At 60.5% G+C, this 23531-nt stretch carries 29 protein-coding genes; 19 read left to right on the forward strand and 10 right to left on the reverse strand.

The window, feature by feature from the left end; translation table 11 throughout:
- Nucleotides 1-122: 122 nt before the first annotated feature.
- From gshB to AC1DIG_RS11765, 7 genes are all read left to right on the forward strand, one after another.
- Nucleotides 123-1076 (forward strand): glutathione synthase, encoded by a 954-nt coding sequence (gene gshB, locus AC1DIG_RS11735; RefSeq protein WP_103316756.1) that lies wholly within the window; start codon nt 123-125, stop codon nt 1074-1076.
- 77 nt (nt 1077-1153) lie between these two features.
- Nucleotides 1154-2053, forward strand: a complete 900-nt coding sequence (locus AC1DIG_RS11740) for an energy transducer TonB (protein ID WP_103316759.1) — start codon at nt 1154-1156, stop codon at nt 2051-2053.
- 192 nt (nt 2054-2245) lie between these two features.
- Nucleotides 2246-2815, forward strand: coding sequence for a YqgE/AlgH family protein (locus AC1DIG_RS11745; protein WP_477767441.1), 570 nt, complete (start codon nt 2246-2248; stop codon nt 2813-2815).
- Nucleotides 2815-3252 (forward strand): Holliday junction resolvase RuvX, encoded by a 438-nt coding sequence (ruvX, locus tag AC1DIG_RS11750; protein ID WP_054594455.1) that lies wholly within the window; start codon nt 2815-2817, stop codon nt 3250-3252. The genes AC1DIG_RS11745 and ruvX overlap by 1 nt, the downstream gene beginning before the upstream one ends.
- A gap of 97 nt (nt 3253-3349) precedes the next feature.
- On the forward strand, nt 3350-3856 hold the full coding sequence (gene pyrR, locus AC1DIG_RS11755) for a bifunctional pyr operon transcriptional regulator/uracil phosphoribosyltransferase PyrR (RefSeq protein WP_477767442.1): 507 nt from the start codon (nt 3350-3352) through the stop codon (nt 3854-3856).
- A 26-nt stretch (nt 3857-3882) separates the two neighbouring features.
- Complete coding sequence (locus tag AC1DIG_RS11760) at nt 3883-4887, forward strand: aspartate carbamoyltransferase catalytic subunit (RefSeq protein ID WP_019694074.1); 1005 nt, start codon at nt 3883-3885, stop codon at nt 4885-4887.
- Nucleotides 4884-6155 carry a dihydroorotase gene (locus AC1DIG_RS11765; RefSeq protein ID WP_477767443.1) on the forward strand — a complete coding sequence of 424 codons (1272 nt, stop codon included), beginning with the start codon at nt 4884-4886 and terminating at the stop codon, nt 6153-6155. The genes AC1DIG_RS11760 and AC1DIG_RS11765 overlap by 4 nt, the downstream gene beginning before the upstream one ends.
- 112 nt (nt 6156-6267) lie before the next feature.
- Here AC1DIG_RS11765 and AC1DIG_RS11770 read toward each other — a convergent pair whose 3' ends face one another.
- Nucleotides 6268-6699 (reverse strand): NINE protein, encoded by a 432-nt coding sequence (locus AC1DIG_RS11770; protein ID WP_477767444.1) that lies wholly within the window; start codon nt 6697-6699, stop codon nt 6268-6270.
- 251 nt (nt 6700-6950) lie between these two features.
- Here AC1DIG_RS11770 and AC1DIG_RS11775 point away from each other — a divergent pair, with 251 nt between their 5' ends.
- Nucleotides 6951-7574: a C40 family peptidase gene (locus AC1DIG_RS11775; RefSeq protein ID WP_054594458.1), complete on the forward strand. Its 624-nt coding sequence runs from the start codon at nt 6951-6953 to the stop codon at nt 7572-7574.
- A 138-nt stretch (nt 7575-7712) separates the two neighbouring features.
- Here the strand turns inward: AC1DIG_RS11775 and AC1DIG_RS11780 are convergent, their stop codons facing one another.
- The gene (locus AC1DIG_RS11780; RefSeq protein WP_477767445.1) at nt 7713-8747 is read right to left on the reverse strand and encodes a type IV pilus twitching motility protein PilT; all 1035 of its coding nucleotides are present in this window, start codon (nt 8745-8747) and stop codon (nt 7713-7715) included.
- Between the two features lie 56 nt (nt 8748-8803).
- On the opposite strand from AC1DIG_RS11780, the gene AC1DIG_RS11785 reads away from it, so the two are divergent.
- The 10 genes from AC1DIG_RS11785 to AC1DIG_RS11830 all read left to right on the forward strand — a co-directional run bounded on the left by AC1DIG_RS11785 (nt 8804) and on the right by AC1DIG_RS11830 (nt 15788).
- A complete protein-coding gene (locus AC1DIG_RS11785) occupies nt 8804-9490 on the forward strand; it encodes a YggS family pyridoxal phosphate-dependent enzyme (RefSeq protein WP_477767446.1) in 687 nt (228 codons plus the stop codon).
- Nucleotides 9491-9523: 33 nt separating this feature from the next.
- Nucleotides 9524-10342 (forward strand): pyrroline-5-carboxylate reductase, encoded by an 819-nt coding sequence (proC, locus tag AC1DIG_RS11790; RefSeq protein WP_477767447.1) that lies wholly within the window; start codon nt 9524-9526, stop codon nt 10340-10342.
- A gap of 10 nt (nt 10343-10352) precedes the next feature.
- Nucleotides 10353-10943, forward strand: a complete 591-nt coding sequence (locus tag AC1DIG_RS11795; RefSeq protein WP_477767448.1) for a YggT family protein — start codon at nt 10353-10355, stop codon at nt 10941-10943.
- A gap of 15 nt (nt 10944-10958) precedes the next feature.
- Entirely contained in the window at nt 10959-11255 is a 297-nt protein-coding gene (locus AC1DIG_RS11800; protein ID WP_477767449.1) for a DUF167 domain-containing protein, read from the forward strand.
- Nucleotides 11256-11436: 181 nt separating this feature from the next.
- Nucleotides 11437-12576, forward strand: coding sequence for a homoserine O-succinyltransferase MetX (metX, locus tag AC1DIG_RS11805; RefSeq protein ID WP_477767450.1), 1140 nt, complete (start codon nt 11437-11439; stop codon nt 12574-12576).
- A gap of 7 nt (nt 12577-12583) precedes the next feature.
- Nucleotides 12584-13204 (forward strand): methionine biosynthesis protein MetW, encoded by a 621-nt coding sequence (metW, locus tag AC1DIG_RS11810; protein WP_054594465.1) that lies wholly within the window; start codon nt 12584-12586, stop codon nt 13202-13204.
- Between the two features lie 24 nt (nt 13205-13228).
- Nucleotides 13229-13663, forward strand: a complete 435-nt coding sequence (locus AC1DIG_RS11815; RefSeq protein ID WP_477767451.1) for a DUF4426 domain-containing protein — start codon at nt 13229-13231, stop codon at nt 13661-13663.
- Nucleotides 13660-14256: an RdgB/HAM1 family non-canonical purine NTP pyrophosphatase gene (rdgB, locus tag AC1DIG_RS11820; protein WP_477767452.1), complete on the forward strand. Its 597-nt coding sequence runs from the start codon at nt 13660-13662 to the stop codon at nt 14254-14256. Before AC1DIG_RS11815 ends, rdgB begins: the two co-directional genes overlap by 4 nt.
- Complete coding sequence (hemW, locus tag AC1DIG_RS11825; protein ID WP_477767453.1) at nt 14253-15455, forward strand: radical SAM family heme chaperone HemW; 1203 nt, start codon at nt 14253-14255, stop codon at nt 15453-15455. Before rdgB ends, hemW begins: the two co-directional genes overlap by 4 nt.
- Before the next feature lie 9 nt (nt 15456-15464).
- Nucleotides 15465-15788 carry a DUF3392 domain-containing protein gene (locus AC1DIG_RS11830; protein ID WP_054594469.1) on the forward strand — a complete coding sequence of 108 codons (324 nt, stop codon included), beginning with the start codon at nt 15465-15467 and terminating at the stop codon, nt 15786-15788.
- A gap of 130 nt (nt 15789-15918) precedes the next feature.
- Here AC1DIG_RS11830 and trmB read toward each other — a convergent pair whose 3' ends face one another.
- The 4 genes from trmB to AC1DIG_RS11850 form a co-directional block, all read right to left on the reverse strand.
- Nucleotides 15919-16644 (reverse strand): tRNA (guanosine(46)-N7)-methyltransferase TrmB, encoded by a 726-nt coding sequence (gene trmB, locus AC1DIG_RS11835; RefSeq protein WP_477767454.1) that lies wholly within the window; start codon nt 16642-16644, stop codon nt 15919-15921.
- Nucleotides 16645-16653: 9 nt separating this feature from the next.
- Nucleotides 16654-17448 carry a thiazole synthase gene (locus AC1DIG_RS11840; RefSeq protein WP_427531908.1) on the reverse strand — a complete coding sequence of 265 codons (795 nt, stop codon included), beginning with the start codon at nt 17446-17448 and terminating at the stop codon, nt 16654-16656.
- Between the two features lie 67 nt (nt 17449-17515).
- Nucleotides 17516-17716, reverse strand: a complete 201-nt coding sequence (gene thiS, locus AC1DIG_RS11845; RefSeq protein ID WP_007897898.1) for a sulfur carrier protein ThiS — start codon at nt 17714-17716, stop codon at nt 17516-17518.
- A 90-nt stretch (nt 17717-17806) separates the two neighbouring features.
- A complete protein-coding gene (locus tag AC1DIG_RS11850) occupies nt 17807-18178 on the reverse strand; it encodes a DUF423 domain-containing protein (protein WP_145014304.1) in 372 nt (123 codons plus the stop codon).
- A 74-nt stretch (nt 18179-18252) separates the two neighbouring features.
- On the opposite strand from AC1DIG_RS11850, the gene mtgA reads away from it, so the two are divergent.
- Nucleotides 18253-18975: a monofunctional biosynthetic peptidoglycan transglycosylase gene (gene mtgA / locus AC1DIG_RS11855; RefSeq protein WP_477767455.1), complete on the forward strand. Its 723-nt coding sequence runs from the start codon at nt 18253-18255 to the stop codon at nt 18973-18975.
- A gap of 205 nt (nt 18976-19180) precedes the next feature.
- On the opposite strand, the gene rpoH is transcribed toward mtgA, so the two are convergent.
- The 4 genes from rpoH to ftsY all read right to left on the reverse strand — a co-directional run bounded on the left by rpoH (nt 19181) and on the right by ftsY (nt 23383).
- Nucleotides 19181-20035, reverse strand: a complete 855-nt coding sequence (rpoH, locus tag AC1DIG_RS11860) for an RNA polymerase sigma factor RpoH (protein WP_019694095.1) — start codon at nt 20033-20035, stop codon at nt 19181-19183.
- 113 nt (nt 20036-20148) lie between these two features.
- Nucleotides 20149-21171, reverse strand: coding sequence for a permease-like cell division protein FtsX (gene ftsX / locus AC1DIG_RS11865; protein ID WP_477767456.1), 1023 nt, complete (start codon nt 21169-21171; stop codon nt 20149-20151).
- On the reverse strand, nt 21168-21839 hold the full coding sequence (ftsE, locus tag AC1DIG_RS11870; protein ID WP_019694097.1) for a cell division ATP-binding protein FtsE: 672 nt from the start codon (nt 21837-21839) through the stop codon (nt 21168-21170). The genes ftsX and ftsE overlap by 4 nt, the downstream gene beginning before the upstream one ends.
- On the reverse strand, nt 21836-23383 hold the full coding sequence (gene ftsY / locus AC1DIG_RS11875; protein ID WP_477767457.1) for a signal recognition particle-docking protein FtsY: 1548 nt from the start codon (nt 23381-23383) through the stop codon (nt 21836-21838). Before ftsY ends, ftsE begins: the two co-directional genes overlap by 4 nt.
- Between the last annotated feature and the right edge of the window lie 148 nt (nt 23384-23531).

The following is a 23531-nucleotide window of genomic DNA, read 5'->3' on the forward strand; positions in this document are numbered from 1 at the left end:
TCCAAATCCAATCTATCGAGCAACCTTCGAGGTGGTTTTTCCTTGACCGGGAACACACTGGGCGCCACTCTGACGCCACTTTTTCATGTCGCTTCGACCACCCAAATTTCGAGGAAAAACCCATGAGCGTTCGCGTCGGGATTGTCATGGACCCTATCGCCAGCATTTCCTATAAAAAGGATAGCTCGCTGGCCATGCTGTTGGCCGCCCAGGCGCGCGGCTGGACGCTGTTCTATATGGAACAGCGCGATCTGTACCAGGCCGAAGGTGAAGCCCGGGCGCGGATGCGTCCTTTGAAAGTCTTCGCCAATCCGGAAAAATGGTTCGAACTGGAAGCCGAAACCGACGCGCTGCTGAGCGATCTGGACGTGATCCTGATGCGCAAGGATCCGCCGTTCGACATGGAGTTCGTTTACTCCACCTACTTGCTGGAGCAAGCCGAGCGCGCGGGCGTGCTGGTGGTCAACAAGCCGCAGAGCCTGCGCGACTGCAATGAAAAACTGTTCGCCACACTGTTCCCGCAGTGCACGCCGCCGACCGTGGTCAGCCGCCGTCCCGATGTACTGCGCGATTTCGCCGATCATCATGGTGATGTGATTCTCAAGCCGCTGGACGGCATGGGGGGTGCGTCGATCTTCCGTCACACCAAGGGCCATCCGAACCTGTCGGTGATCCTCGAAACCCTGACTCAGCACGGCAAACAGCAGATCATGGCGCAGGGTTACCTGCCGGCGATCAAGGACGGCGACAAGCGCATCCTGATGATCGATGGCGAACCGGTGGATTACTGCCTGGCGCGGATTCCGGCCGCTGGCGAAACCCGAGGCAACCTGGCCGCCGGCGGTCGTGGCGAAGCACGCCCGCTGACCGACAAGGACCGCTGGATCGCCGCACAGGTCGGCCCGACCCTGCGTGAAAAGGGCTTGCTGTTCGTCGGCCTCGACGTAATCGGCGAGCACCTGACCGAAATCAACGTCACCAGTCCGACCTGTATTCGCGAGATCGACAACGCTTTTGGCACGAACATCGGCGAAATGCTGATGGCTGCCATCGATCAGAAGCTTAAAGCGCGTTGATATAGAACACCCAAGTTACGACCAACATTGCGTTATCATGCCCGGCCTGTGAAAAACGCGATGTTGGTTTTCTTGTTATGACACTTCCGTCCGATCTGCCTCCCGAACTCGCCCACCGTGGCGTGCGCCCGGCCGATCGCCTCGGTTTTACCCTGTTTCTTGCGGCGCTGATTCACCTGGCCTTGCTGTTGGGCATCGGGTTCACCTTTGTCGAACCCAAGCAGATCAGCAGAACCCTGGAAATCACCCTCGCCACCTTCAAAAGCGAAAAGAAGCCGGCAAAAGCCGATTTCCTCGCCCAGGAAAACCAGCAAGGCAGCGGCACCCTGGATAAAAAAGCGATCCCCAAGACCACCGAGATCGCACCATTCCAGGACAACAAGGTACAAAAAATCTCGCCCCCGCCATCGGTCAAACCCCAGGTAGAGGAAGCCGCGCCGAAAGCCGCCGTGACCACTATCGCACCCGCGCCAAAGAAAGCCGTGGCCAAGAAACAAGAGGTCAAGGCCGAGCCGACGCCCAAGGCCGTGACACCGACATTCGACAGCTCACAGCTGTCCAGCGACATCGCCAGCCTGGAAGCGGAGCTGGCCAACGAACAACAGTTGTATGCCAAGCGCCCGCGCATCCACCGCCTGAGCGCCGCCTCGACCATGCGCGACAAGGGCGCCTGGTATAAGGACGAATGGCGCAAGAAGGTCGAGCGTATCGGTAATTTGAACTACCCCGAAGAAGCCCGGCGCAAGCAGATCTATGGCAACTTACGACTGATGGTCTCGATCAACCACGACGGCTCGCTGTATGAAGTGCTGGTGCTGGAATCCTCCGGCCAGCCGCTGCTGGATCAAGCCGCGCAGCGCATCGTCCGCCTGGCTGCACCGTTTGCGCCGTTTACCGGCGATCTGTCGGATATCGACCGGCTGGAAATCATTCGCACATGGAAATTTGCGCGCGGAGACAAGCTTTCCAGTAACTGATCACCACAGAACCCCTGTGGGAGCGAGCTTGCTCGCGATGGCGGCATTGCAGCCGGCATTAACGCTGAATGTGAAATTGTCATCGCGAGCAAGCTCGCTCCCACATTTGATCTGGGTTGCCCGCTGGAATAAGGGTATTTCCTGCGCATCCCCAGCTTGTCAGTTTGCCCCTCCAACGCCACACTAGCGCCTATGAAGAACGTCAGCCCGAGCTACCTCAAGCATCACTTCCTGATCGCCATGCCTCACATGGCCGACCCGAACTTTGCGCACACCTTGACCTACATCGTCGAGCACACGGCCAATGGTGCCATGGGGTTGATCATCAACCGCCCACAAGACCTGAGCCTGGCGGATATTCTCGAGCAATTGCGCCCTGACATCGAACCACCGCCGCTGTGCCAGCACGTGCCGATTTTCACTGGCGGCCCGGTGCAGACCGATCGCGGCTTTGTCCTGCACCCGGTCGGCTCGACATATCAGGCAACGGTCGAACTGGATGGCCTGGCGCTGTCCACCTCCCAGGACGTGCTGTTTGCCATTGCGGACGGCGTTGGCCCGAGCAAAAGCCTGATCGCCCTCGGTTACGCTGGCTGGGAAGCCGGGCAGCTGGAGACCGAGCTGGCCGACAATGCCTGGCTGACCTGCCCGTTCGATGCCGACATCCTGTTCAACACCAGCAGTGAATTGCGCCTGGAAGCGGCTGCCAAGCGCCTGGGCATCAACCTCAGCCTGCTGACCAGCCAGGCGGGACACGCCTGATGGCCTTGCGTCTGATTCTGGGTTTTGACTACGGCACCAAACAGATCGGCGTTGCGGTCGGCCAGGTGATTACCGGCCAGGCCCGTGAGCTCTGCACCTTGAAAGCGCAAAACGGCATTCCTGACTGGAATCAGGTCGAAGCCCTGATCAAGGAATGGAAACCCGACGCTGTGGTGGTCGGCCTGCCGCTGAACATGGACGGCACGCCCAGTGACATGTGCTTGCGGGCCGAAAAGTTCGCCCGCCGCCTGAATGGCCGCTACAACCTGCCCTTCTATACCCACGATGAACGTCTGACCACCTTTGAGGCCAAAGGTGAACGGCGGGCACAGGGCGGGCAGAAAGGCAGTTACCGCGACAACCCGGTTGACGCCATCGCCGCCGCCCTGCTGCTGCAAGGCTGGCTCGACGAAAACACTGCACTGTTCGAATCCTGAAAACGCCGAATCCTGAAGAGGCGCCGCAGTGCCTCTCTTCGCTACAACCCGAGCCACACTGTACACGCAGCGCGCTCGGGCCCATGAAGGAGCAACCATGAGCCTGCCCAATCCCGCCGAACTGATCAGCCAAATGGCGGTCCGTCTCAAGGCCCATCTTGAACACCGTGACATCAGCGAACCGCGTTTCATCGGCATTCGCACCGGTGGTGTGTGGGTCGCCCAGGCCTTGCTTGAAGAGCTTGGCAGCGACGCGCCACTGGGCACGCTGGACGTTTCCTTCTACCGCGACGACTTCAGCCAGAGCGGCCTGCACCCGCAGGTGCGCCCTTCGGCACTGCCGTTCGAAATCGAAGGCCAGCACCTGGTGCTGATCGACGACGTACTGATGAGCGGTCGGACCATCCGCGCCGCCATGAACGAACTCTTTGATTACGGCCGCCCGGCCAGCATCACTCTCGTGTGCTTGCTCGACCTCGATGCCGGGGAGCTGCCGATCCGGCCGAACGTGGTCGGCGCCACCCTGACACTGGCGGCCCACGAACGGGTCAAGCTGACCGGCCCCGACCCGCTGCAACTCGAACTGCAAGACCTCGCCCTTTAATTCGCCCTTTTAAAGAGTCCATTGCGATGACGCCTTTAGACACCAAGCGCCCGCTGCAGCTCAATGATCAGGGCCAGCTGCGCCACTTCCTCTCGCTCGATGGCCTGCGCCGCGAGCTGCTGACGGAAATCCTCGACACCGCCGACTCGTTCCTTGAAGTCGGCGCCCGGGCGGTCAAGAAAGTCCCGCTGCTGCGCGGCAAGACCGTGTGCAACGTGTTTTTCGAAAACTCCACCCGCACCCGTACCACCTTCGAACTGGCGGCCCAGCGGCTGTCGGCGGACGTAATCACCCTGAACGTGTCGACGTCGTCGGCGAGCAAGGGCGAAACCCTGCTCGACACCCTACGCAACCTTGAAGCCATGGCCGCCGACATGTTCGTGGTGCGCCACGGTGACTCTGGCGCTGCGCACTTCATCGCCGAACATGTGTGCCCACAGGTGGCGATCATCAACGGTGGTGACGGCCGTCACGCCCACCCGACCCAGGGTATGCTCGACATGCTGACCATCCGTCGGCACAAAGGCAGCTTTGAAAACCTTTCGGTGGCCATCGTCGGCGACATCCTGCACTCGCGGGTTGCGCGCTCGAACATGCTCGCGCTGAAAACCCTCGGCTGCCCGGACATCCGCGTGATCGCGCCGAAAACCCTGCTGCCGATCGGTATCGAGCAGTACGGCGTGAAGGTCTACACCGACATGACCGAGGGCCTGAAGGACGTCGACGTGGTGATCATGCTGCGTCTGCAGCGTGAGCGCATGACCGGCGGCCTGCTGCCGAGCGAGGGCGAGTTCTATCGCCTGTTCGGCCTGACCACTGCGCGCCTGGCCGGCGCCAAACCGGATGCCATCGTCATGCACCCGGGCCCAATCAACCGGGGTGTCGAGATCGAATCGGCGGTGGCCGACGGTCCGCACTCGGTGATTCTCAACCAGGTGACCTACGGGATCGCCATTCGTATGGCCGTGTTGTCCATGGCCATGAGCGGGCAGACTGCCCAGCGCCAATTCGAGCAGGAGAAGGCCCAGTGAAGCTCAGCATTCTCGGCGCACGCGTCATCGATCCAAGCAGCGGCCTGGATCAAGTCACCGATATTCACATCGAAGCCTGCAAGATCGTCGCGATTGGCGCCGCGCCAGCCGGCTTCGTCGCTGTCGAGACCATCGAGGCCAAAGGTCTGGTGGTTGCTCCCGGCCTGGTCGACCTGAACGTCGCCCTGCGCGAACCGGGTTACAGCCGCAAAGGCACGATTGCCAGTGAAACCCGCGCCGCTGCGGCTGGCGGTGTCACCAGCCTGTGCTGCCCGCCACGGACCAAACCGGTGCTGGACACCTCCGCCGTGGCCGAACTGATCCTCGACCGCGCCCGCGAAGCCGGGAATGCCAAGGTGTTCCCGATTGGCGCCCTGAGCAAAGGCCTGGAAGGCGAACAGCTGGCGGAACTGATTGCCCTGCGCGATGCCGGCTGCATCGCATTCGGCAATGGCCTGGAGAGTTTCCGCAACACCCGGACCCTGTGCCGGGCGCTGGAATACGCGGCGACGTTCGACCTGACGGTGATCTTCCATTCGCAGGATCATGACCTGGCCGAAGGTGGCCTGGCTCACGAAGGCCCGACCGCGAGTTTCCTCGGCTTGCCGGGGATTCCCGAAACCGCTGAAACCGTGGCCCTGGCCCGTGATCTGTTGCTGGTCGAACAAACCGGCGTGCGTGCGCACTTCAGTCAGCTCACCAGCGCCCGTGGCGTGGCATTGATCGCTCAGGCTCAGGCCCGCGGCATGAAGGTGACGGCCGATGTGGCGCTGTATCAGTTGATCCTCACCGACGAGGCGCTGATCGACTTCAACAGCCTGTACCACGTCCAGCCGCCGCTGCGCACCCGCGCTGACCGCGACGGCCTGCGCGCTGCCGTGAAGTCGGGTGTGGTTCAAGCCATCTCCAGCCATCACCAGCCGCACGAGCGCGACGCCAAGCTGGCACCGTTCGGCGCGACCGAGCCGGGCATCAGCAGCGTTGAACTGCTACTGCCGCTGGCCCTGACGCTGGTGGAAGACGGCTTGCTCGACCTGCCGACGCTGCTGGCACGCCTGAGTGCCGGTCCGGCCGATGCCCTGCGTCTGCCGGTAGGCAAGCTGGCGGTGGGCGCTCCGGCGGATCTGGTGGTGTTCGACCCAACCGCCTCCACCGTAGCCGGTGAGCACTGGCTGTCAAAGGGCGAAAACTGCCCGTTCCTCGGCCATAGCCTGCCGGGCGTGGTGCGCTACACCCTGGTGGACGGACGGATCACCCACCAGGCGTAAAACCGAGTCGCCTCCATCGCGAGCAAGCTCGCTCCCACATTAGTTCGGCGTTTTGCCGAGGATTTGTGAAACACCACAAATCCAGTGTGGGAGCGAGCTTGCTCGCGATGGCTTACTGGAAGGTGCCTCTGTTCTGCGCGTTACGCACGGATATCTGGTCATTCAATGTCCAGAAGTCATACAGCACGCCCAGGAAGAACAACCCGCCGGTCACCAGGTACAGCAGGCCCGTCAGCCACTTGCCTTGGTACATGCGGTGCAGACCGAACACACCCAGGAAGGTCAGCAGGATCCAGGCAATGTTGTACTCGATAGGGCCGGCGGTAAAACGCAGGTCCGCTTCACGGTCCATGGCCGGGATCAGGAACAGATCGATCAGCCAGCCAATGCCCAGCAACCCGAAGGTGAAAAACCAGATCGTACCGGTCACCGGCTTGCCGTAATAGAAGCGGTGAGAGCCGGTAAAACCGAAAATCCACAGCAGGTAACCGATCACCTTGCTGTGGGTGTCCTGGTGTGAAACATCCTGACGATAGGTGTTCATGGGTTCCCTCATTTGCCTCGATAGATAAATATTCTTGAATTCTTTGTGACTTTTTTACAGGCGCCCGACGTGTGGCAGATGCTACCTTGTCTCCCGTCAAAGCCTTGTAACACCTGACTTCTGTCCGACAATTGAGTCCATTTGCCGCTTCTTTGCTGCAGTTGACCCCCGGGTTGAATCGACCAACGGCCTCGGAAAGGACAAAAAAGCTGTTATAAAGTTGCGCGCTTACCTACATAGAGCCTTGCCTAATGCGTCCATTTTTCAAGACATGGCTAACCATTTGCCTATTAATGCCTCTGGCCGCCCACGCCACCAATCGTGAGCAACGTCTTCCGAACGTTAATGGTTACACCCCAAAATCTCATGTTTCTGCTGTCACCAGCAAAAACAAACACGCGGTAAAAGGTCTGACTCATCTGAGCAAGGCCGACAGCAAACCGGTCCCGCCGATGGGGGCCAAACAAAGCAGCAATGTACTGAGCCGTGCGGTAAACGTGCTTGGCACTCCTTATCGTTGGGGCGGCAGTAGCCCAAGTAAAGGCTTCGATTGCAGCGGGCTGGTGAAATACGCCTTCAATGGTGTGGGTGCAGCTGATCTGCCACGCACCTCGAATGCCATGGCTGCCGGTCACGGACAGAAAGTCGATCGCAAGGACTTGAAGCCGGGCGACCTGATTTTCTTCAATATCAAGAGCCGCAAGGTCAACCACGTCGCCATTTACCTGGGCAACGACCGCTTCATCCACGCCCCGCGTCGTGGCAAGTCGGTGACCATCGACACCCTGAAGAAACCGTACTGGGAAAGCCATTACGTGGTTGCCAAGCGGGTTGAAACGAAAGAATCGAAAACCCTGCGCCTCGCTCAGCGCTGATCCAGCCTGATGATCGTTCCCACGCTCCTGCGTGGGAATGCAGCCCGTGACGCTCCGCGTCACAGCCTCAACAACGGACGCAGAGCGTCCATTGCGGCATTCCCACGCAGAGCGTGGGAGCGATCCATTCACCCCCCCTCAGAAATTATCCGGTGACCGCGCCCTCTCCCGCGCATGCTCGCGAGTGATCAGGCCTTTGTTCACCAGATCCTTCAAGCTCATATCCAGCGTCTGCATCCCCTGCGATGCCCCGGTCTGAATCGACGAGTACATCTGCGCAATCTTGTCTTCGCGGATCAGGTTACGGATCGCCGAGGTGCCAAGCATGATTTCGTGGGCCGCCACCCGGCCACCACCGATTTTCTTGATGAGGCTCTGGGATATCACTGCCTGCAATGACTCCGAGAGCATCGAACGCACCATCGATTTCTCGTCACCCGGAAACACGTCCACCACCCGATCAATGGTTTTCGCCGCCGAGTTGGTGTGCAGGGTGCCGAAGACCAGATGCCCGGTCTCGGCCGCCGTCAGCGCCAGGCGGATGGTTTCCAGATCACGCATCTCCCCCACCAGGATCACATCCGGGTCCTCGCGCAATGCCGAACGCAACGCCGTAGCGAAACTGCGTGTATCGCGGTGCACTTCACGCTGATTGATCAGGCATTTGCGTGACTCATGGAGGAATTCGATAGGGTCTTCGATGGTGAGGATATGGTGATGCCGGTGGCTGTTCAGGTAATCGATCATCGCCGCCTGGGTGGTCGATTTACCGGAACCTGTCGGCCCGGTGACCAGTACCAGCCCGCGCGAGACCTCGGCAATACGGCGAAACACATCCCCCATGCCCAGATCTTCCATGCTCTGGATTTTCGAGGGGATGGTCCGGAACACCGCACCCGGGCCGCGATACTGATTGAACGCATTGACTCGAAAGCGCGCCACACCCGGCGCGTCGAAGGAAAAGTCGGTCTCCAGCGCCTGCTCGAACTCCACCCGCTGCTTGTCGTTCATGATCGCGTAGATCAGCTCGCGCACCTGCTTGTCATCCAGCGCCGGCAGGTTGATCCGCCGCACATCGCCATCCACCCGGATCATCGGCGGCAGCCCCGCAGACAGGTGCAAGTCGGAAGCCCCTTGTTTGGCGCTGAACGCCAGCAGTTCAGTGATATCCATAGCACTCCCCAATTCCAGTAGAATGCCGCAAACCTCAGACTGCCGGCGTCCCTTGAATGTCCACGATAGCAGACAACATAGCCTTGGTAGCTGCGCGTATCCGCGCAGCGGAGCAAGCCGCGCAACGTGCCGAGCACAGCGTCCGCCTGCTGGCCGTGAGCAAGACCAAGCCCAGCGATGCCGTGCGTGAAGCCTACGCCGCCGGCGTGCACGACTTTGGCGAGAACTATCTGCAGGAGGCTCTGGGCAAACAGCTCGAATTGGCCGACCTGCCCTTGATCTGGCACTTCATCGGCCCCATTCAATCGAACAAGACGCGTGCTATCGCCGAGAACTTCGCCTGGGTGCATTCCGTGGATCGCTTGAAAATCGCACAACGCCTGTCCGAACAGCGTCCTGCCGAGCTGCCGCCCTTGAACATCTGCATTCAGGTCAATGTCAGCGGTGAAGCCAGTAAATCCGGTTGCACCCCGGCCGACCTGCCGGCACTGGCCAGTGCCATCAGCGCGTTGCCGCGGTTGAAACTGCGCGGTTTGATGGCTATTCCCGAGCCGACTGAAGATCGCGCCGCTCAGGACGCAGCCTTTGCGACCGTACAAAAGCTGCAAGCCAGCCTGAATCTGCCACTCGACACACTTTCCATGGGCATGAGCCACGACCTGGAGTCGGCCATCGCCATGGGCGCCACCTGGGTGCGTATCGGTACAGCCCTCTTTGGTGCCCGCGACTACGGTCAGCCGTAACGTGGCTGACTTACCCCTCTATAAGGACCTGACATGAGCAAGACACGAATTGCCTTTATCGGTGCCGGAAACATGGCCGCCAGCCTGATCGGCGGCCTGCGTGCCAAAGGTCTGGACGCTGCGCAGATCCGCGCCAGCGACCCGGGCGCTGAAACCCGCGCACGGGTCACCGCCGAACACGGCATCGAAACGTTCGCCGACAACGCAGAAGCGGTTCAAGGCGCAGACGTGGTCGTACTGGCGGTCAAGCCCCAGGCGATGAAAGCCGTGTGTGAAGCGCTGCGTCCAAGCCTGACGCCGAATCAACTGGTGGTGTCGATTGCCGCCGGGATCACCTGCGCCAGCATGAACAACTGGCTCGGCGCTCAGCCGATCGTGCGCTGCATGCCCAACACCCCGGCGCTGCTGCGTCAGGGCGTCAGCGGTTTGTACGCCACGACCCAAGTGACTGCCGAACAGCGTCAGCAGGCCCAGGACCTACTGTCAGCCGTTGGCATCGCCCTGTGGCTGAACGAAGAGCAGCAACTGGACGCAGTCACCGCCGTTTCCGGCTCAGGCCCTGCGTACTTCTTCCTGCTGATCGAAGCCATGACCGCTGCGGGCGAGAAACTTGGCCTGCCACGGGACATCGCCGCCCAACTGACCCTGCAAACCGCGCTGGGCGCCGCGCACATGGCCGTCGCCAGTGACGTCGACGCCGCTGAGCTACGCCGTCGCGTGACCTCGCCAGCAGGCACCACCGAAGCCGCGATCAAGACCTTCCAGGCCGGTGGCTTCGAAGCACTGGTCGAAAAAGCACTGGGTGCTGCCGCACACCGCTCGGCCGAGATGGCCGAACAATTGGGTCAATAAGGAGCCATACATGATTGGATTGAACACTGCAGCGGTGTACGTGCTGCAAACCCTTGGCAGCCTGTACCTGCTGATTGTGTTGCTGCGCTTTGTGCTGCAACTGGTGCGCGCCAACTTCTACAACCCGCTCTGCCAATTCGCCGTCCGCGCCACTCAACCGCTGCTCAAGCCTCTGCGCCGGATCATTCCGAGCCTGTTCGGCCTGGACATGTCGTCGCTGGTGCTGGCCATCGTGGTGCAACTGGCGTTGATGGCCCTGACCCTGCTACTGACCTACGGCACCACCGGTAACCCGCTGCAACTGCTGATCTGGTCGATCATCGGCGTGACCGCGCTGTTCCTGAAGATCTTCTTCTTTGCCCTGATCATCAGCGTGATCCTCTCCTGGGTCGCCCCGGGCAGTCATAACCCGGGCGCCGAGCTGGTCAACCAGATCTGCGAGCCGGCCCTGGCACCGTTCCGCCGGATCCTGCCAAGCATGGGCGGCCTGGATATCTCGCCGATCCTGGCGTTCATGGTGCTCAAGCTGCTGGACATGCTGGTGATCAACAACCTCGCCGCCATGACCATGATGCCGGAAATCCTGCGTCTGCTGATCTGACCCAGGCCTTTGTGAATGAGTTGGTTTCGCTGGGACGGGGACGACCTGATCCTCGAATGTCACCTGCAACCGGCGGCCCGCAGCGATGATTTCTGCGGGCTGCATGGTGATCGGCTGAAGATCCGTCTGACCGCCCCGCCGGTCGAAGGCAAGGCCAATGCCTACCTGATGGCGTTTCTGGCCAAGGCGTTTGGCGTGTCCAAGAGCCAGGTGAGCCTGATCAGCGGCGAGCTGAACCGGCAGAAGCGGGTTCGGATCAGCTCGCCAAAGAAGCTTCCAGAGTTGCCGGGGTTGGTGCGCCCGGCAGGCTGACCGCGTTATCGTTTATCGCGAGCAAGCTCGCTCCCACAGGGGATTGCATTCCAATGTGGGAGCGAGCTTGCTCGCGATGGCGGCACCTCGGTGGAACTGAATGAAATCAGGCCCGGCCTTTGCTTGCCGCTGGGGGCCCTGCTCATTAGACTTACGCCTCATTTCAACGAGAGCAGGGTCGATGCCAACTGCCTTTCCCGCCGATTCTGTTGGTCTGGTGACGCCGCAAGTGGCGCACTTCAGCGAGCCCCTGGCCCTTGCCTGCGGCCGCTCGTTGCCAGCCTATGACCTGATCTATGAAACCTACGGCACGCTGAACGCCACGGCGAGCAACGCCGTGCTGATATGCCATGCCTTGTCCGGTCACCATCACGCTGCCGGTTATCACAGTACCGAAGACCGTAAACCCGGTTGGTGGGACAGCTGCATAGGCCCGGGAAAACCGATCGACACCAACAAGTTCTTCGTGGTCAGCCTGAACAACCTCGGCGGCTGCAACGGTTCTACCGGCCCGAGCAGCATCAACCCGGACACCGGCAAGCCGTTCGGTGCCGACTTCCCGGTGCTGACCGTGGAAGACTGGGTGCACAGCCAGGCGCGTCTGGCGGACCGGATCGGCATCAAGCAGTGGGCCGCCGTGATCGGCGGCAGCCTGGGCGGCATGCAGGCGATGCAGTGGAGCATTACCTACCCTGATCGCATCCGTCACTGCCTGGCCATTGCCTCGGCGCCGAAACTCTCGGCGCAGAACATCGCCTTCAACGAAGTGGCGCGCCAGGCGATCCTCACCGACCCGGAGTTCCATGGCGGGTCGTTCCAGGAAGCGGGCGTGATCCCCAAGCGCGGGCTGATGCTCGCGCGGATGGTCGGGCACATCACCTACCTGTCGGACGATTCCATGGGCGAGAAATTCGGCCGTGGCCTGAAGAGCGAAAAGCTCAACTACGACTTCCACAGCGTCGAGTTCCAGGTCGAAAGCTACCTGCGTTATCAGGGCGAAGAATTCTCTGGGCGTTTCGACGCCAACACCTACCTGCTGATGACCAAAGCGCTGGACTACTTCGATCCGGCAGCGAACTTCGACGATAACCTGGCGAAAACCTTCGCCGGTGCCAAAGCCAAGTTCTGCGTGATGTCCTTCACCACCGACTGGCGCTTCTCCCCGGCCCGGTCGCGGGAACTGGTCGACGCGCTGATGGCGGCCAAGAAAGACGTTTGCTATCTGGAGATCGATGCTCCGCAAGGCCACGACGCCTTCCTGATTCCGATCCCGCGCTACTTGCAGGCGTTTCGCAATTACATGAACCGAATTTCGCTTTGAGGAAGACATGAGAGCCGATCTGGAAATCATCCAGGAATGGATCCCCGCCGGCAGCCGCGTGCTCGACCTCGGTTGCGGTGACGGCGAGCTGCTGACCTGGCTGCGCGATAACAAGCAAGTGACCGGCTACGGGCTGGAAAACGATGCGGACAACATCGCCGAATGCGTGGCCAAGGGCATCAACGTCATCGAGCAGGACCTGGACAAGGGCCTGGGAAACTTCGCCAGCAACAGCTTCGATATCGTGGTGATGACCCAGGCCCTGCAGGCCGTGCATTACCCGGACAAGATCCTCGACGAGATGCTGCGGGTCGGTCGCCAGTGCATCATCACCTTCCCCAACTTCGGTCACTGGCGCTGCCGCTGGTACCTGGCAAGCAAGGGCCGGATGCCGGTTTCGGAGTTTTTGCCGTACACCTGGTACAACACGCCGAACATCCACTTCTGCACCTTTGCAGACTTTGAGGCGCTGTGCCGCGAACGTGAAGCCAAGGTCATCGATCGGCTTGCCGTCGATCAACAACACCGACACGGGTGGGCCAGTAAGCTATGGCCTAATCTATTAGGTGAGATTGGCATCTACCGCGTCAGCAGTCCTGGCCTGCAGGATCACCAGGTAGCGGTTTAACGAGGTTTTTCGAGGAGAGCGATCATGGGTCGTCTAGCCCTGTTTCTATTAACAGCCTGCCTGAGCGTCAGCGCCATGGCCGCTGAACCGATCAAAGGCGAGCGCCAGGAAACCTTCGGTGACGTGACGGTGCACTACAACACCTTCAATTCCACCTACCTGACGCCGGACATCGCCAAAAACGCCGAACTGATCCGCAGCAAGAATCAGGGCGTGATCAATGTGTCGGTGATCAAGGCCAACAAACCGGTCATCGCCCAGGTCAGTGGTACAGTGAAAGACCTGACCAGTCAAAGCGTCCCGCTGAAGTTCAAACAGATCACAGAAACCGGGGCGGTCTACTACATCGCCCAGTTCCCGGTGGATCAGCAGGAAGTCCGCACCTTCGAAATCAAGGTGCAGACCGGCGACAAGATCAACACCATCAATTTCAACCAAGAGCTCTTCCCCGGCGAATGATCAATTTCACGCAACTCGTATTGGCCAGCCATAACGCCGGCAAACTCAAAGAACTCCAGGCCATGCTCGGCGACTCGGTGCGCCTGCGCTCGATTGGCGAGTTCAGCAGCGTCGAGCCTGAAGAAACCGGCCTGTCGTTCGTCGAAAACGCCATCCTCAAGGCCCGCAATGCCTCGCGCATTTCCGGTTTGCCGGCACTGGCCGATGATTCGGGGCTGGCGGTGGACTTCCTCGGCGGCGCGCCGGGTATCTACTCGGCGCGCTATGCCGATGGCCAGGGCGATGCAGCAAACAACGCCAAGCTGCTTGACGTGCTGAAAGACGTCCCCGAAGCCGAACGCGGTGCGCAGTTTGTGTGCGTGCTGGCGCTGGTGCGCCACGCCGATGATCCGCTGCCGATTCTCTGCGAAGGCTTGTGGCACGGGCGCATCCTGACCGAAGCCAGCGGTGAACACGGTTTTGGCTACGATCCGCTGTTCTGGGTGCCGGAGCGCGATTGCTCCAGTGCAGAATTGAGCCCGGCCGAGAAAAACCAGCTCAGCCACCGCGCCCGTGCAATGGATTTGCTGCGCCAACGCCTGAGCCTGAAATGACCCACGACTCATCCGCGTCGCCGCTGATATACGGCGGCGCGCAATCGCCTCGGGCGTCCCTGCCGGTGCTGCCGCCCCTGGCGCTGTACATCCACATTCCGTGGTGCGTACGCAAATGCCCTTATTGCGACTTCAACTCCCACACCGCAAGCCCCGTGCTGCCGGAAGAAGAGTATGTCGACGCCCTGCTCGCTGACCTCGATCAAGACTTGCACGCGGTTTACGGCCGTGAGCTGAGCTCGATCTTCTTCGGCGGCGGCACACCGAGCCTGTTCAGCGCGCAAGCGTTGGGCCGTTTGCTCAAAGGTGTGGAGCAGCGAATCCGGTTTGCCAGCGATATCGAAATCACTCTGGAAGCCAACCCCGGGACCTTCGAACAGGAAAAGTTCGTCGCTTACCGCGCCTTGGGCATCAATCGCCTGTCGATCGGTATCCAGAGCTTCCAGCAAGAGAAACTCAAGGCCCTGGGCCGAATCCATAACGGCGATGAAGCGATTCGCGCTGCCGGCATGGCCCGTCAGGCCGGGTTCGATAACTTCAACCTGGACCTGATGCACGGTTTGCCCGATCAGTCCCTGGACGATGCGCTGGACGACCTGCGCCAAGCCATCGCGCTGAAGCCGACTCATCTGTCCTGGTATCAGTTGACGCTGGAGCCGAACACGGTGTTCTGGAATCAGCCGCCAACCCTGCCGGAAGATGACACCCTGTGGGACATTCAGGAGGCTGGTCAGGCGCTGTTGGCCGAACACGGTTACGCCCAATACGAAGTGTCGGCCTATGCTCTGCCCGGTCGTCCGGCGCGGCATAACCTCAATTACTGGAGTTTTGGCGACTTCATCGGTATCGGCGCCGGAGCTCACGGCAAGCTCAGCCATCCAGATGGACGCATTGTCCGCACTTGGAAGACTCGCTTGCCGAAGGACTACCTCAACCCGGCAAAAAGCTTTCAGGCGGGTGAGAAAGCCCTGACCAACGAAGAGCTGCCGTTCGAGTTCCTGATGAATGCCCTGCGCCTGACCGAGGGTGTCGAGGCGCGCCTGTATCCAGAGCGTACCGGACTGACACTGGAAAGCCTTGCGCAAGGCCGCCGCGAGGCCGAACAAAGTGGCTTGCTGCAGGTCGAACCGTCACGTCTGGCGGCGACGATGCGCGGACAACTATTCCTCAATGACTTGCTGCAGAATTTTCTGACTTAAGGAAATCGAATGGATTTGGTACTCGATCTGCTTGCCACCGTGTCCCGCTGGAGCCGTAGCAACCTGTCGGAAATCGCCCTGGCGCTGGTGGGCTGCCTGCTGGTGCTGTTTGGCGCCGACATCAAAGGCTGGATCGATCAACGCCTGGGCAGCATCGCCGGCGCCTTGCGCGTCCCGTTGATGGCCCTGGTGTGCATGATCGGCAGTGGCGCCGCTCTGATCTACGCCACGCCGTGGATCGTTCGCGGCTTGAGCCAGTTCAACAACTACAGCCTGGCGCCGGTGTTGCTGGTGGTGCTGGTATTGATCGGCGTCGTCGCAGACCGCCGCTAAATTTCGGCCAGACACAAAACAACTGTGGGAGCGGGCTTGCTCGCGAAGGCGGTGTAACAGTCAACAGAGATGTTGAATGTTATGACCTCTTCGCGAGCAAGCCCGCTCCCACATTAGGTTGTGTAAAGGCTTAAGCCAGTTTCTCGAACTTCAAATCCCACACGCCATGCCCAAGACGTTCGCCGCGGCGTTCGAACTTGGTGATCGGGCGCTCGGCCGGGCGTGGTACGCACTTGCCGTCTTCGGCGAGGTTGCGGTAGCCCGGCGCGACGTTCATCACTTCCAGCATGTATTCGGCATACGGCTCCCAGTCGGTGGCCATGTGCAGCACACCGCCGACTTTCAACTTGCTGCGTACCAGCTCCGCGAACGATGCCTGAACGATACGACGCTTGTGGTGACGGCTCTTGTGCCATGGGTCCGGGAAAAACAGCATCAGGCGATCGAGGCTGTTATCGGCCACGCAACGGTTGAGCACTTCGATCGCATCGCAATCGTAGACCCGCAGGTTGGTCAGGCCTTGAGTCAGCACGCCATTGAGCAACGCGCCGACACCTGGACGGTGCACTTCAACGCCGATGAAATCCTGATCCGGCGAAGCCGCGGCCATTTCCAGCAGCGAATGGCCCATGCCGAAACCGATTTCCAGCGAGCGTGGTGCCGAGCGACCAAACACCTGGTCGAAGTCCACCGGCGCGTCGGCCAGCGGCAGGACGAACAGCGGCGCGCCCTGGTCCAGGCCGCGCTGCTGGCCTTCGGTCATGCGCCCGGCGCGCATCACGAAACTCTTGATGCGGCGGTGTTGGCGCTCTTCGCCTGCTTCCGTCTGGATAGGCGTGTCGTTCGATTCAGTCATCAATGGCTCTTACTTGATCAGACCATCCAGCGGCGAGGAAGCGCTGGCATAGAGTTTTTTCGGCATGCGCCCGGCGAGGTACGCCAGACGACCTGCAACAATGGCGTGTTTCATGGCTTCAGCCATCATGATCGGCTGCTGGGCGTGGGCGATGGCCGAGTTCATCAGCACCGCTTCGCAACCCAGTTCCATGGCGATCGTCGCGTCGGAAGCGGTGCCGACGCCGGCATCCACCAACACCGGGATCTTGGCTTCTTCGAGGATGATCTGCAGGTTGTACGGGTTGCAGATCCCCAGGCCCGTGCCGATCAGACCGGCCAGCGGCATGACTGCGATGCAGCCGATTTCCGCCAGTTGACGGGCAATGATCGGGTCATCGCTGGTGTAGACCATCACGTCGAAACCTTCCTTGACCAGCACTTCGGCGGCCTTGAGGGTTTCGATCACGTTAGGGAACAGGGTTTTCTGGTCCGCCAACACTTCCAGCTTCACCAGGTTGTGGCCGCCGAGCAGCTCACGGGCCAGGCGGCAGGTGCGCACAGCCTCGGTAGCGTCGAAGCACCCGGCGGTGTTCGGCAGGAAGGTGTAGCGATCCGGCGACAGGACTTCGAGCAGGTTCGGTTCGCCCGCGTTCTGGCCAAGGTTGGTACGGCGCACGGCGAAGGTGACGATCTCGGCACCCGAGGCTTCGATGGCCAGGCGGGTTTCTTCCATGTCACGGTACTTGCCGGTACCTACCAGCAAACGCGACTGGTAAGTACGACCGGCCAGGACGAAAGGCTTGTCGCTGCGAACGTTGCTCATCGGAAATCCTCTGTTGGGGTGAGGCTCTTGCAGAATGCGTGTGGGGACGGGAATCGCCTGCTGGCTACTAGCCGCCGCCGATGGCATGCACAACTTCGACCGAGTCACCGTCGTTCAAAGTAGTTTCTGCGTGCTGGCTGCGCGGGACGATATCCAGATTGAGTTCGACCGCCACCCGGCGTCCGGTCAGTTCCAAACGGGTCAGCAGGGCCGCAACGGTTTCACCGTCGGGCAGTTCAAGGGATTCGCCGTTCAACTGAATGCGCATGCCGGATGCCGCCATCATTTTTAGGGGCCAGCATTCTAGCCCGATCAGTCAGGTCGACCCAAGCCATTCGTCTTGAAACGGACTCTTAAGTCAGCTCAAGCGCCAGGCGGCTATCCCCAGGCACAGCCAGCCCACGAGGAATGCCAATCCGCCGAACGGCGTCACGATGCCCAGCTTGCTGACACCGGTCAGGGTCAGCAGGTACAGGCTGCCGGAAAACAACAGGATGCCGATGGCAAATGATACGCCGGCCCAGGTGATCAAACGACCGGGAATCTGCGCGGCCAGCAGTGCTACGCCCAACAGCGCCAGGGTGTGCACCAGTTGGTAGGTGACGCCGGTGTGGAAAATCGCCAGGTATTCGGCACTCAGGCGATCTTTCAGGCCATGAGCGGCAAACGCGCCCAGCCCCACGCCGGTGAAGCCGAAGAAAGCGGCCAGCATCAGAAAGCCACGCAGCATAAGGAACTCCAGTCAGAATCATCAGGCAGGGTCTGTATAATGGCCCGCTCGACGGGTTCGGCCAAGCCATCTCTATGCTGCGTTTATTGTTCCGACGTTTTACAAAAGCCCTGCTCTGGTTCGCCTGTGGCAGCGTGTTGCTGGTGCTGGTGTTTCGCGTCGTTCCGCCTCCGGGGACGGCGCTGATGGTCGAGCGCAAGATCGAATCCTGGGTCGATGGCGAGCCTATCGACGTGCAGCGCAACTGGCAGCCGTGGGACAACATCTCCGATGACCTGAAGGTCGCGGTGATGGCTGGCGAGGACCAGAAATTCCCCGAGCACTGGGGTTTTGACTTCGGCGCGATTCAGGCTGCTCTGGCGCACAACGAACTCGGCGGCTCGATCCGTGGCGCCAGCACCTTGAGCCAGCAAGTCTCGAAGAACCTGTTCCTGTGGTCCGGCCGCAGCTGGCTGCGCAAAGGGCTGGAAGCCTGGTTTACCGGACTGATCGAAGTGTTCTGGCCCAAGCAGCGGATTCTTGAGGTGTACCTCAACAGTGTGGAATGGGATGACGGCGTGTTTGGCGCCGAAGCGGCTGCCCGGCATCACTTTGGTGTGAGCGCCCGGTCGCTGAGCCGTCAGCAAGCCAGTTTGCTGGCCGCGGTACTGCCAAACCCGCGAGTCTGGAGCGCCGGCCATCCGAGCCCTTATGTACTGCGACGTGCGAGCTGGATTCGGCAGCAAATGAGCCAGTTGGGTGGCGACAGCTACCTGACCGGACTCAACGCTTCGCGCCGGGCACCTTGGGCTCAATAGTCGATCACAATCTTCTGAACACTGAAGATCTCCTGTGGGAGCGGGCTTGCTCGCGATAGCGGTTGATCATTCAGTACTCATATCGACTGACCCGACGTCATCGCGAGCAAGCTCGCCCCCACAAGGGCCGGTGTGAGGCAGGATTATTGGGCACAAACAAAAACGCCCCGATCAATGATCGGGGCGTTTTTTATTGCGTTACCGCTTAAGCAGCAATCGACAGCTTGAGCTTGTTCATCGCGCTCTTCTCGAGCTGACGAATACGCTCGGCCGACACGTTGTACTTCTGCGCCAGGTCGTGCAGCGTGGCTTTTTCTTCTGCCAGCCAGCGCTGATAGAGGATGTCGCGGCTGCGGTCGTCCAGCACTTCCAGCGCTTCGTGCAGGTTGTGGGTGGAGTTGTCGGTCCAGTCGGCATCTTCCAGTTGACGGGCCGGGTCGTACCGGTGGTCTTCCAGATAGTTGGCCGGCGACTGGAAAGCGCTGTCGTCGTCCGCTTCGGCGGCCGGGTCGAAGGCCATGTCATGGCCGGTCAGGCGGCTTTCCATCTCGCGAACTTCCCGCGGCTCTACGCCGAGGCTTTCAGCCACGCGATGGACTTCCTCGTTGTTCAACCACGCCAGACGCTTCTTCTGGCTACGCAGGTTGAAGAACAGTTTGCGCTGGGCCTTGGTCGTGGCGACCTTGACGATACGCCAGTTGCGCAGGATGAATTCGTGGATTTCAGCCTTGATCCAGTGCACTGCAAAGGACACCAGACGCACGCCCATTTCCGGGTTGAAACGCTTGACCGCTTTCATCAGGCCAACGTTGCCTTCCTGAATCAAGTCAGCCTGGGCCAGGCCGTAGCCGGAATAGCTACGGGCAATATGTACAACAAAACGCAGGTGGGCGAGCACCATCTGCCGAGCCGCCCCCAAATCCTGCTCATAGTAGAGACTCTCGGCCAGTTCACGCTCCTGCTCCGGTGTCAGCAATGGAATGCTGTTCACCGTATGCACATAAGCCTCCAGGTTCGCGCCTGGGACCAGAGCATAAGCAGGTTGCAAAGAAGTGGTCATACGAAAAAACCTCCGACTCACATAACTCGTGCAGTTCAGCACTGCGAAAAATTGACCGGGAACCGAAGGACAAGTTCCCCTACACGCTGAAAGGTCATACAAGCAATAAGACACTACTTCGGTGCGAGCTCTCTCAAATGGCGCGCTACCGCAATCCAAGCACCGATATACCCCAACAGCACTGCGCCTAGCAAGAGTGACAGACCATCGGCAACCGGCACCCCGGCCAACGCGAAATTACTGCCATACAAGCCGGCCAGCCCAACCACGGCGTCGTTCAGCCAGTTCAGGCCAAACGCCAGAACACCCCAGGAAAGAATCCCCGCACCGAAGCCATATAGCGCGCCCATGTACAGAAAAGGCCTGCGCACATAACTGTCAGTGCCGCCGACGAGTTTAATCACTTCTATCTCTGTGCGGCGGTTTTCAATATGAAGACGAATGGTATTGCCTATCACCAAAAGTAATGCAGAAACCAGCAACACGGTCAGGCCGAAGACAAACCGCTCGCCCAGCTTGAGGATGGCCGCCAAACGCTCGACCCAGACTAGATCAAGTTGCGCCTGTTGTACCTTCGGCAATTCGGAAAGTTTTTGTCTTAATGCTTCAAGGGTCGCCTTGTCGACTTCGTTCGGAGTGACCAGCACCACGCCTGGCAGCGGGTTCTGCGGCAGCTCCTTGAGCGCCTCGCCCAGACCGGACTGCTGCTGGAACTCGTCCAGCGCCTGTTCACGGCTGATGTATTCGGCATCGGCTACACCCGGCATGCCTTTGATCTGCTCGCGCAGTTGCTCGCCTTCGTTGGCGCTGGCGTCGATCTGCAGGTACAGCGAGATCTGCGCCGCACGCTGCCAGGAGCCACCCAGACGTTCGACGTTGTTCAGCAGCAACGACAAGCCCATCGGCAGACTCAGGGCAACCGCCATCACCAGGCAGGTGAAGAAGCTGCCGATCGGCTGTTTGCCCAGGCGCCGCAGGCTGTCCAGCAAACTGGCACGGTGACTTTCGATCCAGGCGCGCAGCAAGGTGCTGAAGTCCGGCCCCTCGTCTTCGTCGCGCTTTTTCTTCTGTGGCTGCGGATCGGCGGCCTTCGGGGCCACGCGTTCGGAAACCTTCGGACTGCGTGTTGCACTCATACCCCGGCCTCCCCGTCACCGATCAATCGGCCACGTTGCAAGGTCAGCATGCGATGACGCATGCGGGCGATCAGCGCCAGATCGTGACTGGCGATCAGCACGCTGGTGCCCAGACGATTGATGTCTTCGAAGACGCCCATGATTTCTGCCGCCAGACGCGGGTCGAGGTTACCGGTCGGCTCGTCCGCCAGCAGCAAGGCCGGGCGATGGACGATGGCGCGGGCAATGCCGACGCGCTGTTGCTGACCGGTGGACAGGTCGCCCGGGTAGAGGTCGGTCTTGTCCGAAAGTGCCACGCGCTCCAGGGCCGAATCCACGCGCTTGGCGATTTCAGCCTTGGACAGGCCAAGAATCTGCAACGGCAAGGCGACGTTGTTGAACACCGTACGGTCGAACAGCAACTGGTGGTTCTGGAACACCACACCGATCTGCCGACGCAGGTACGGGATCTGCGCGTTGCTGATGGTCGCCAGGTCCTGCCCGGCCAACAGCAGTTTGCCGGTGGTCGGACGCTCCATCGCGAGCAACAGCCGCAGCAGGGTACTTTTACCGGCACCAGAATGGCCGGTGACAAACAAGAACTCGCCCCGACGGACTCGAAAGCTCAGCTCATGCAAGCCGACGTGACCGTTCGGATAGCGCTTACCGACCTGTTCGAAACGAATCATGAACGCTCCCGCTCGGCAAAGAGTGCCTGGACAAAGGGTTCTGCTTCAAAGGTACGCAAATCATCGATGCCTTCACCGACACCGATGTAGCGAATCGGCAGACCAAACTGCTTGGCCAGGGCGAAAATCACTCCGCCCTTGGCTGTGCCATCGAGTTTGGTCAGGGCCAGGCCGGTCAGTTCGACCGTCTGGTTGAATTGCTTGGCCTGGTTGATAGCGTTCTGGCCAGTACCGGCGTCGAGCACCAGCAGCACCTCGTGCGGCGCATCGGCGTCGAGCTTGCTGATCACCCGGCGAACCTTTTTCAGTTCTTCCATCAGGTTGTCTTTGGTGTGCAGGCGACCGGCGGTATCGGCGATCAACACGTCAATCCCACGGGCCTTGGCGGCCTGTACCGCATCGAAGATAACCGAAGCCGAGTCGGCACCGGTGTGCTGAGCGATCACCGGGATCTTGTTGCGTTCGCCCCAGACCTGCAATTGCTCGACTGCCGCGGCACGGAAGGTGTCGCCCGCCGCAAGCATGACTTTCTTGCCTTCAAGTTGCAGCTTCTTCGCCAACTTACCGATGGTGGTGGTTTTGCCGGCGCCGTTCACGCCGACCACCAGAATTACGAACGGCTTGTTCTGCGAGGTGATTTTCAGCGGCTGCTCGACAGGCTTGAGCATGTTGGCAAGCTCGGCCTGCAAGGATTTGTACAGTGCATCGGCATCGGCCAGCTGCTTGCGCGCGACCTTCTGGGTCAGGCTCTGGATGATCACCGACGTCGCTTCGACGCCGACGTCAGCGGTCAGCAGGCGGGTTTCGATGTCTTCGAGCAGTTCGTCATCGATGGTCTTCTTGCCGAGGAACAGGCTGGCCATGCCCTCGCCGATACTGGCGCTGGTTTTCGACAGGCCTTGCTTGAGGCGGGCAAAGAAGCCGGCTTTGGTTTCTTCGGTGCGAGCCGGTTCGGCAACAACCGGGGCTGGAACAACCGCTGCAACCGGCGCTGGCGGCGTTACCGGTGCCGCGACAACGGGTGTCGGCGCTGGGGCAGGCACAGGTTCTGGAGCCACAAATGCCGCAATCACCGGCTGAGGCAGATCAGGCTCATCAACCATCAGCTGTTCAGCCGTCGGATCGATGACCGGGACCGGCTCGACCACCAGCAGCTCTACCGCTTGCTGGACCACTGTCGGCGCTGGAATCGGTGGTGTGACATGCGGCGCCAGCTCGTTTTCGACCAGGGCCACCGGCTCTTCAGCCACCGGCAGCGTCAACCACGGCTTGTGTACGATTTCTGGCGCGCGCGGCACTTCAGCGACTGGCGCAGGCGCTGGTTCGACAACCGGTTGCACTATCGGCTCGGCTATCGGCAATACGGCGGCGGCCGGCGCTTGCGCAACGGGCGCAGCCTCTATTACCGGCTCAGGCGCAACCTCAGGACGTGGCTGTGGCTGTTCGACGGCGGGTTCCTGCGGCTTTTTGCGCAGCCATCCGAACAGGCTTTTCTTCTCGCCAGCCGCAGCTGGGGTCTTCTTGTCGTCGTTGGAACCAAACATGGAGGACGGCTATCTCACGGTAGCGACGCGCCAATGGCGCCTCGGCAAATAAATATTCGATGCAGAACAGACTGCGTTTCACCCAGCTTGTTCACGCGCAACATTTTGTCGAAGTGCTCAACAGCACCTCAAGGATCGATTTCACGAA

The sequence above is a fragment of the Pseudomonas sp. 05N431 genome (assembly GCF_056397005.1).

Excerpts from the sequence above, each read along its gene's own strand:
- AC1DIG_RS11815 (WP_477767451.1), top strand. The coding sequence starts at position 13,229 with ATGGGTCGTCTAGCCCTGTTTCTATTAACAGCCTGCCTGAGCGTCAGC.
- AC1DIG_RS11800 (WP_477767449.1), top strand. The coding sequence starts at position 10,959 with ATGAGTTGGTTTCGCTGGGACGGGGACGACCTGATCCTCGAATGTCAC.
- proC (WP_477767447.1), top strand. The coding sequence starts at position 9,524 with ATGAGCAAGACACGAATTGCCTTTATCGGTGCCGGAAACATGGCCGCC.
- AC1DIG_RS11770 (WP_477767444.1), bottom strand. The coding sequence starts at position 6,699 with ATGAACACCTATCGTCAGGATGTTTCACACCAGGACACCCACAGCAAG.
- AC1DIG_RS11795 (WP_477767448.1), top strand. The coding sequence starts at position 10,353 with ATGATTGGATTGAACACTGCAGCGGTGTACGTGCTGCAAACCCTTGGC.
- mtgA (WP_477767455.1), top strand. The coding sequence starts at position 18,253 with ATGCTGCGTTTATTGTTCCGACGTTTTACAAAAGCCCTGCTCTGGTTC.
- AC1DIG_RS11760 (WP_019694074.1), top strand. The coding sequence starts at position 3,883 with ATGACGCCTTTAGACACCAAGCGCCCGCTGCAGCTCAATGATCAGGGC.
- metX (WP_477767450.1), top strand. The coding sequence starts at position 11,437 with ATGCCAACTGCCTTTCCCGCCGATTCTGTTGGTCTGGTGACGCCGCAA.
- gshB (WP_103316756.1), top strand. The coding sequence starts at position 123 with ATGAGCGTTCGCGTCGGGATTGTCATGGACCCTATCGCCAGCATTTCC.
- rpoH (WP_019694095.1), bottom strand. The coding sequence starts at position 20,035 with ATGACCACTTCTTTGCAACCTGCTTATGCTCTGGTCCCAGGCGCGAAC.
- trmB (WP_477767454.1), bottom strand. The coding sequence starts at position 16,644 with ATGACTGAATCGAACGACACGCCTATCCAGACGGAAGCAGGCGAAGAG.
- AC1DIG_RS11780 (WP_477767445.1), bottom strand. The coding sequence starts at position 8,747 with ATGGATATCACTGAACTGCTGGCGTTCAGCGCCAAACAAGGGGCTTCC.
- AC1DIG_RS11830 (WP_054594469.1), top strand. The coding sequence starts at position 15,465 with ATGGATTTGGTACTCGATCTGCTTGCCACCGTGTCCCGCTGGAGCCGT.
- AC1DIG_RS11740 (WP_103316759.1), top strand. The coding sequence starts at position 1,154 with ATGACACTTCCGTCCGATCTGCCTCCCGAACTCGCCCACCGTGGCGTG.
- AC1DIG_RS11745 (WP_477767441.1), top strand. The coding sequence starts at position 2,246 with ATGAAGAACGTCAGCCCGAGCTACCTCAAGCATCACTTCCTGATCGCC.
- ruvX (WP_054594455.1), top strand. The coding sequence starts at position 2,815 with ATGGCCTTGCGTCTGATTCTGGGTTTTGACTACGGCACCAAACAGATC.
- metW (WP_054594465.1), top strand. The coding sequence starts at position 12,584 with ATGAGAGCCGATCTGGAAATCATCCAGGAATGGATCCCCGCCGGCAGC.
- AC1DIG_RS11840 (WP_427531908.1), bottom strand. The coding sequence starts at position 17,448 with ATGAGCAACGTTCGCAGCGACAAGCCTTTCGTCCTGGCCGGTCGTACT.
- rdgB (WP_477767452.1), top strand. The coding sequence starts at position 13,660 with ATGATCAATTTCACGCAACTCGTATTGGCCAGCCATAACGCCGGCAAA.
- AC1DIG_RS11785 (WP_477767446.1), top strand. The coding sequence starts at position 8,804 with ATGTCCACGATAGCAGACAACATAGCCTTGGTAGCTGCGCGTATCCGC.
- hemW (WP_477767453.1), top strand. The coding sequence starts at position 14,253 with ATGACCCACGACTCATCCGCGTCGCCGCTGATATACGGCGGCGCGCAA.
- ftsE (WP_019694097.1), bottom strand. The coding sequence starts at position 21,839 with ATGATTCGTTTCGAACAGGTCGGTAAGCGCTATCCGAACGGTCACGTC.
- pyrR (WP_477767442.1), top strand. The coding sequence starts at position 3,350 with ATGAGCCTGCCCAATCCCGCCGAACTGATCAGCCAAATGGCGGTCCGT.
- thiS (WP_007897898.1), bottom strand. The coding sequence starts at position 17,716 with ATGCGCATTCAGTTGAACGGCGAATCCCTTGAACTGCCCGACGGTGAA.
- AC1DIG_RS11775 (WP_054594458.1), top strand. The coding sequence starts at position 6,951 with ATGCGTCCATTTTTCAAGACATGGCTAACCATTTGCCTATTAATGCCT.
- AC1DIG_RS11850 (WP_145014304.1), bottom strand. The coding sequence starts at position 18,178 with ATGCTGCGTGGCTTTCTGATGCTGGCCGCTTTCTTCGGCTTCACCGGC.
- ftsX (WP_477767456.1), bottom strand. The coding sequence starts at position 21,171 with ATGAGTGCAACACGCAGTCCGAAGGTTTCCGAACGCGTGGCCCCGAAG.
- ftsY (WP_477767457.1), bottom strand. The coding sequence starts at position 23,383 with ATGTTTGGTTCCAACGACGACAAGAAGACCCCAGCTGCGGCTGGCGAG.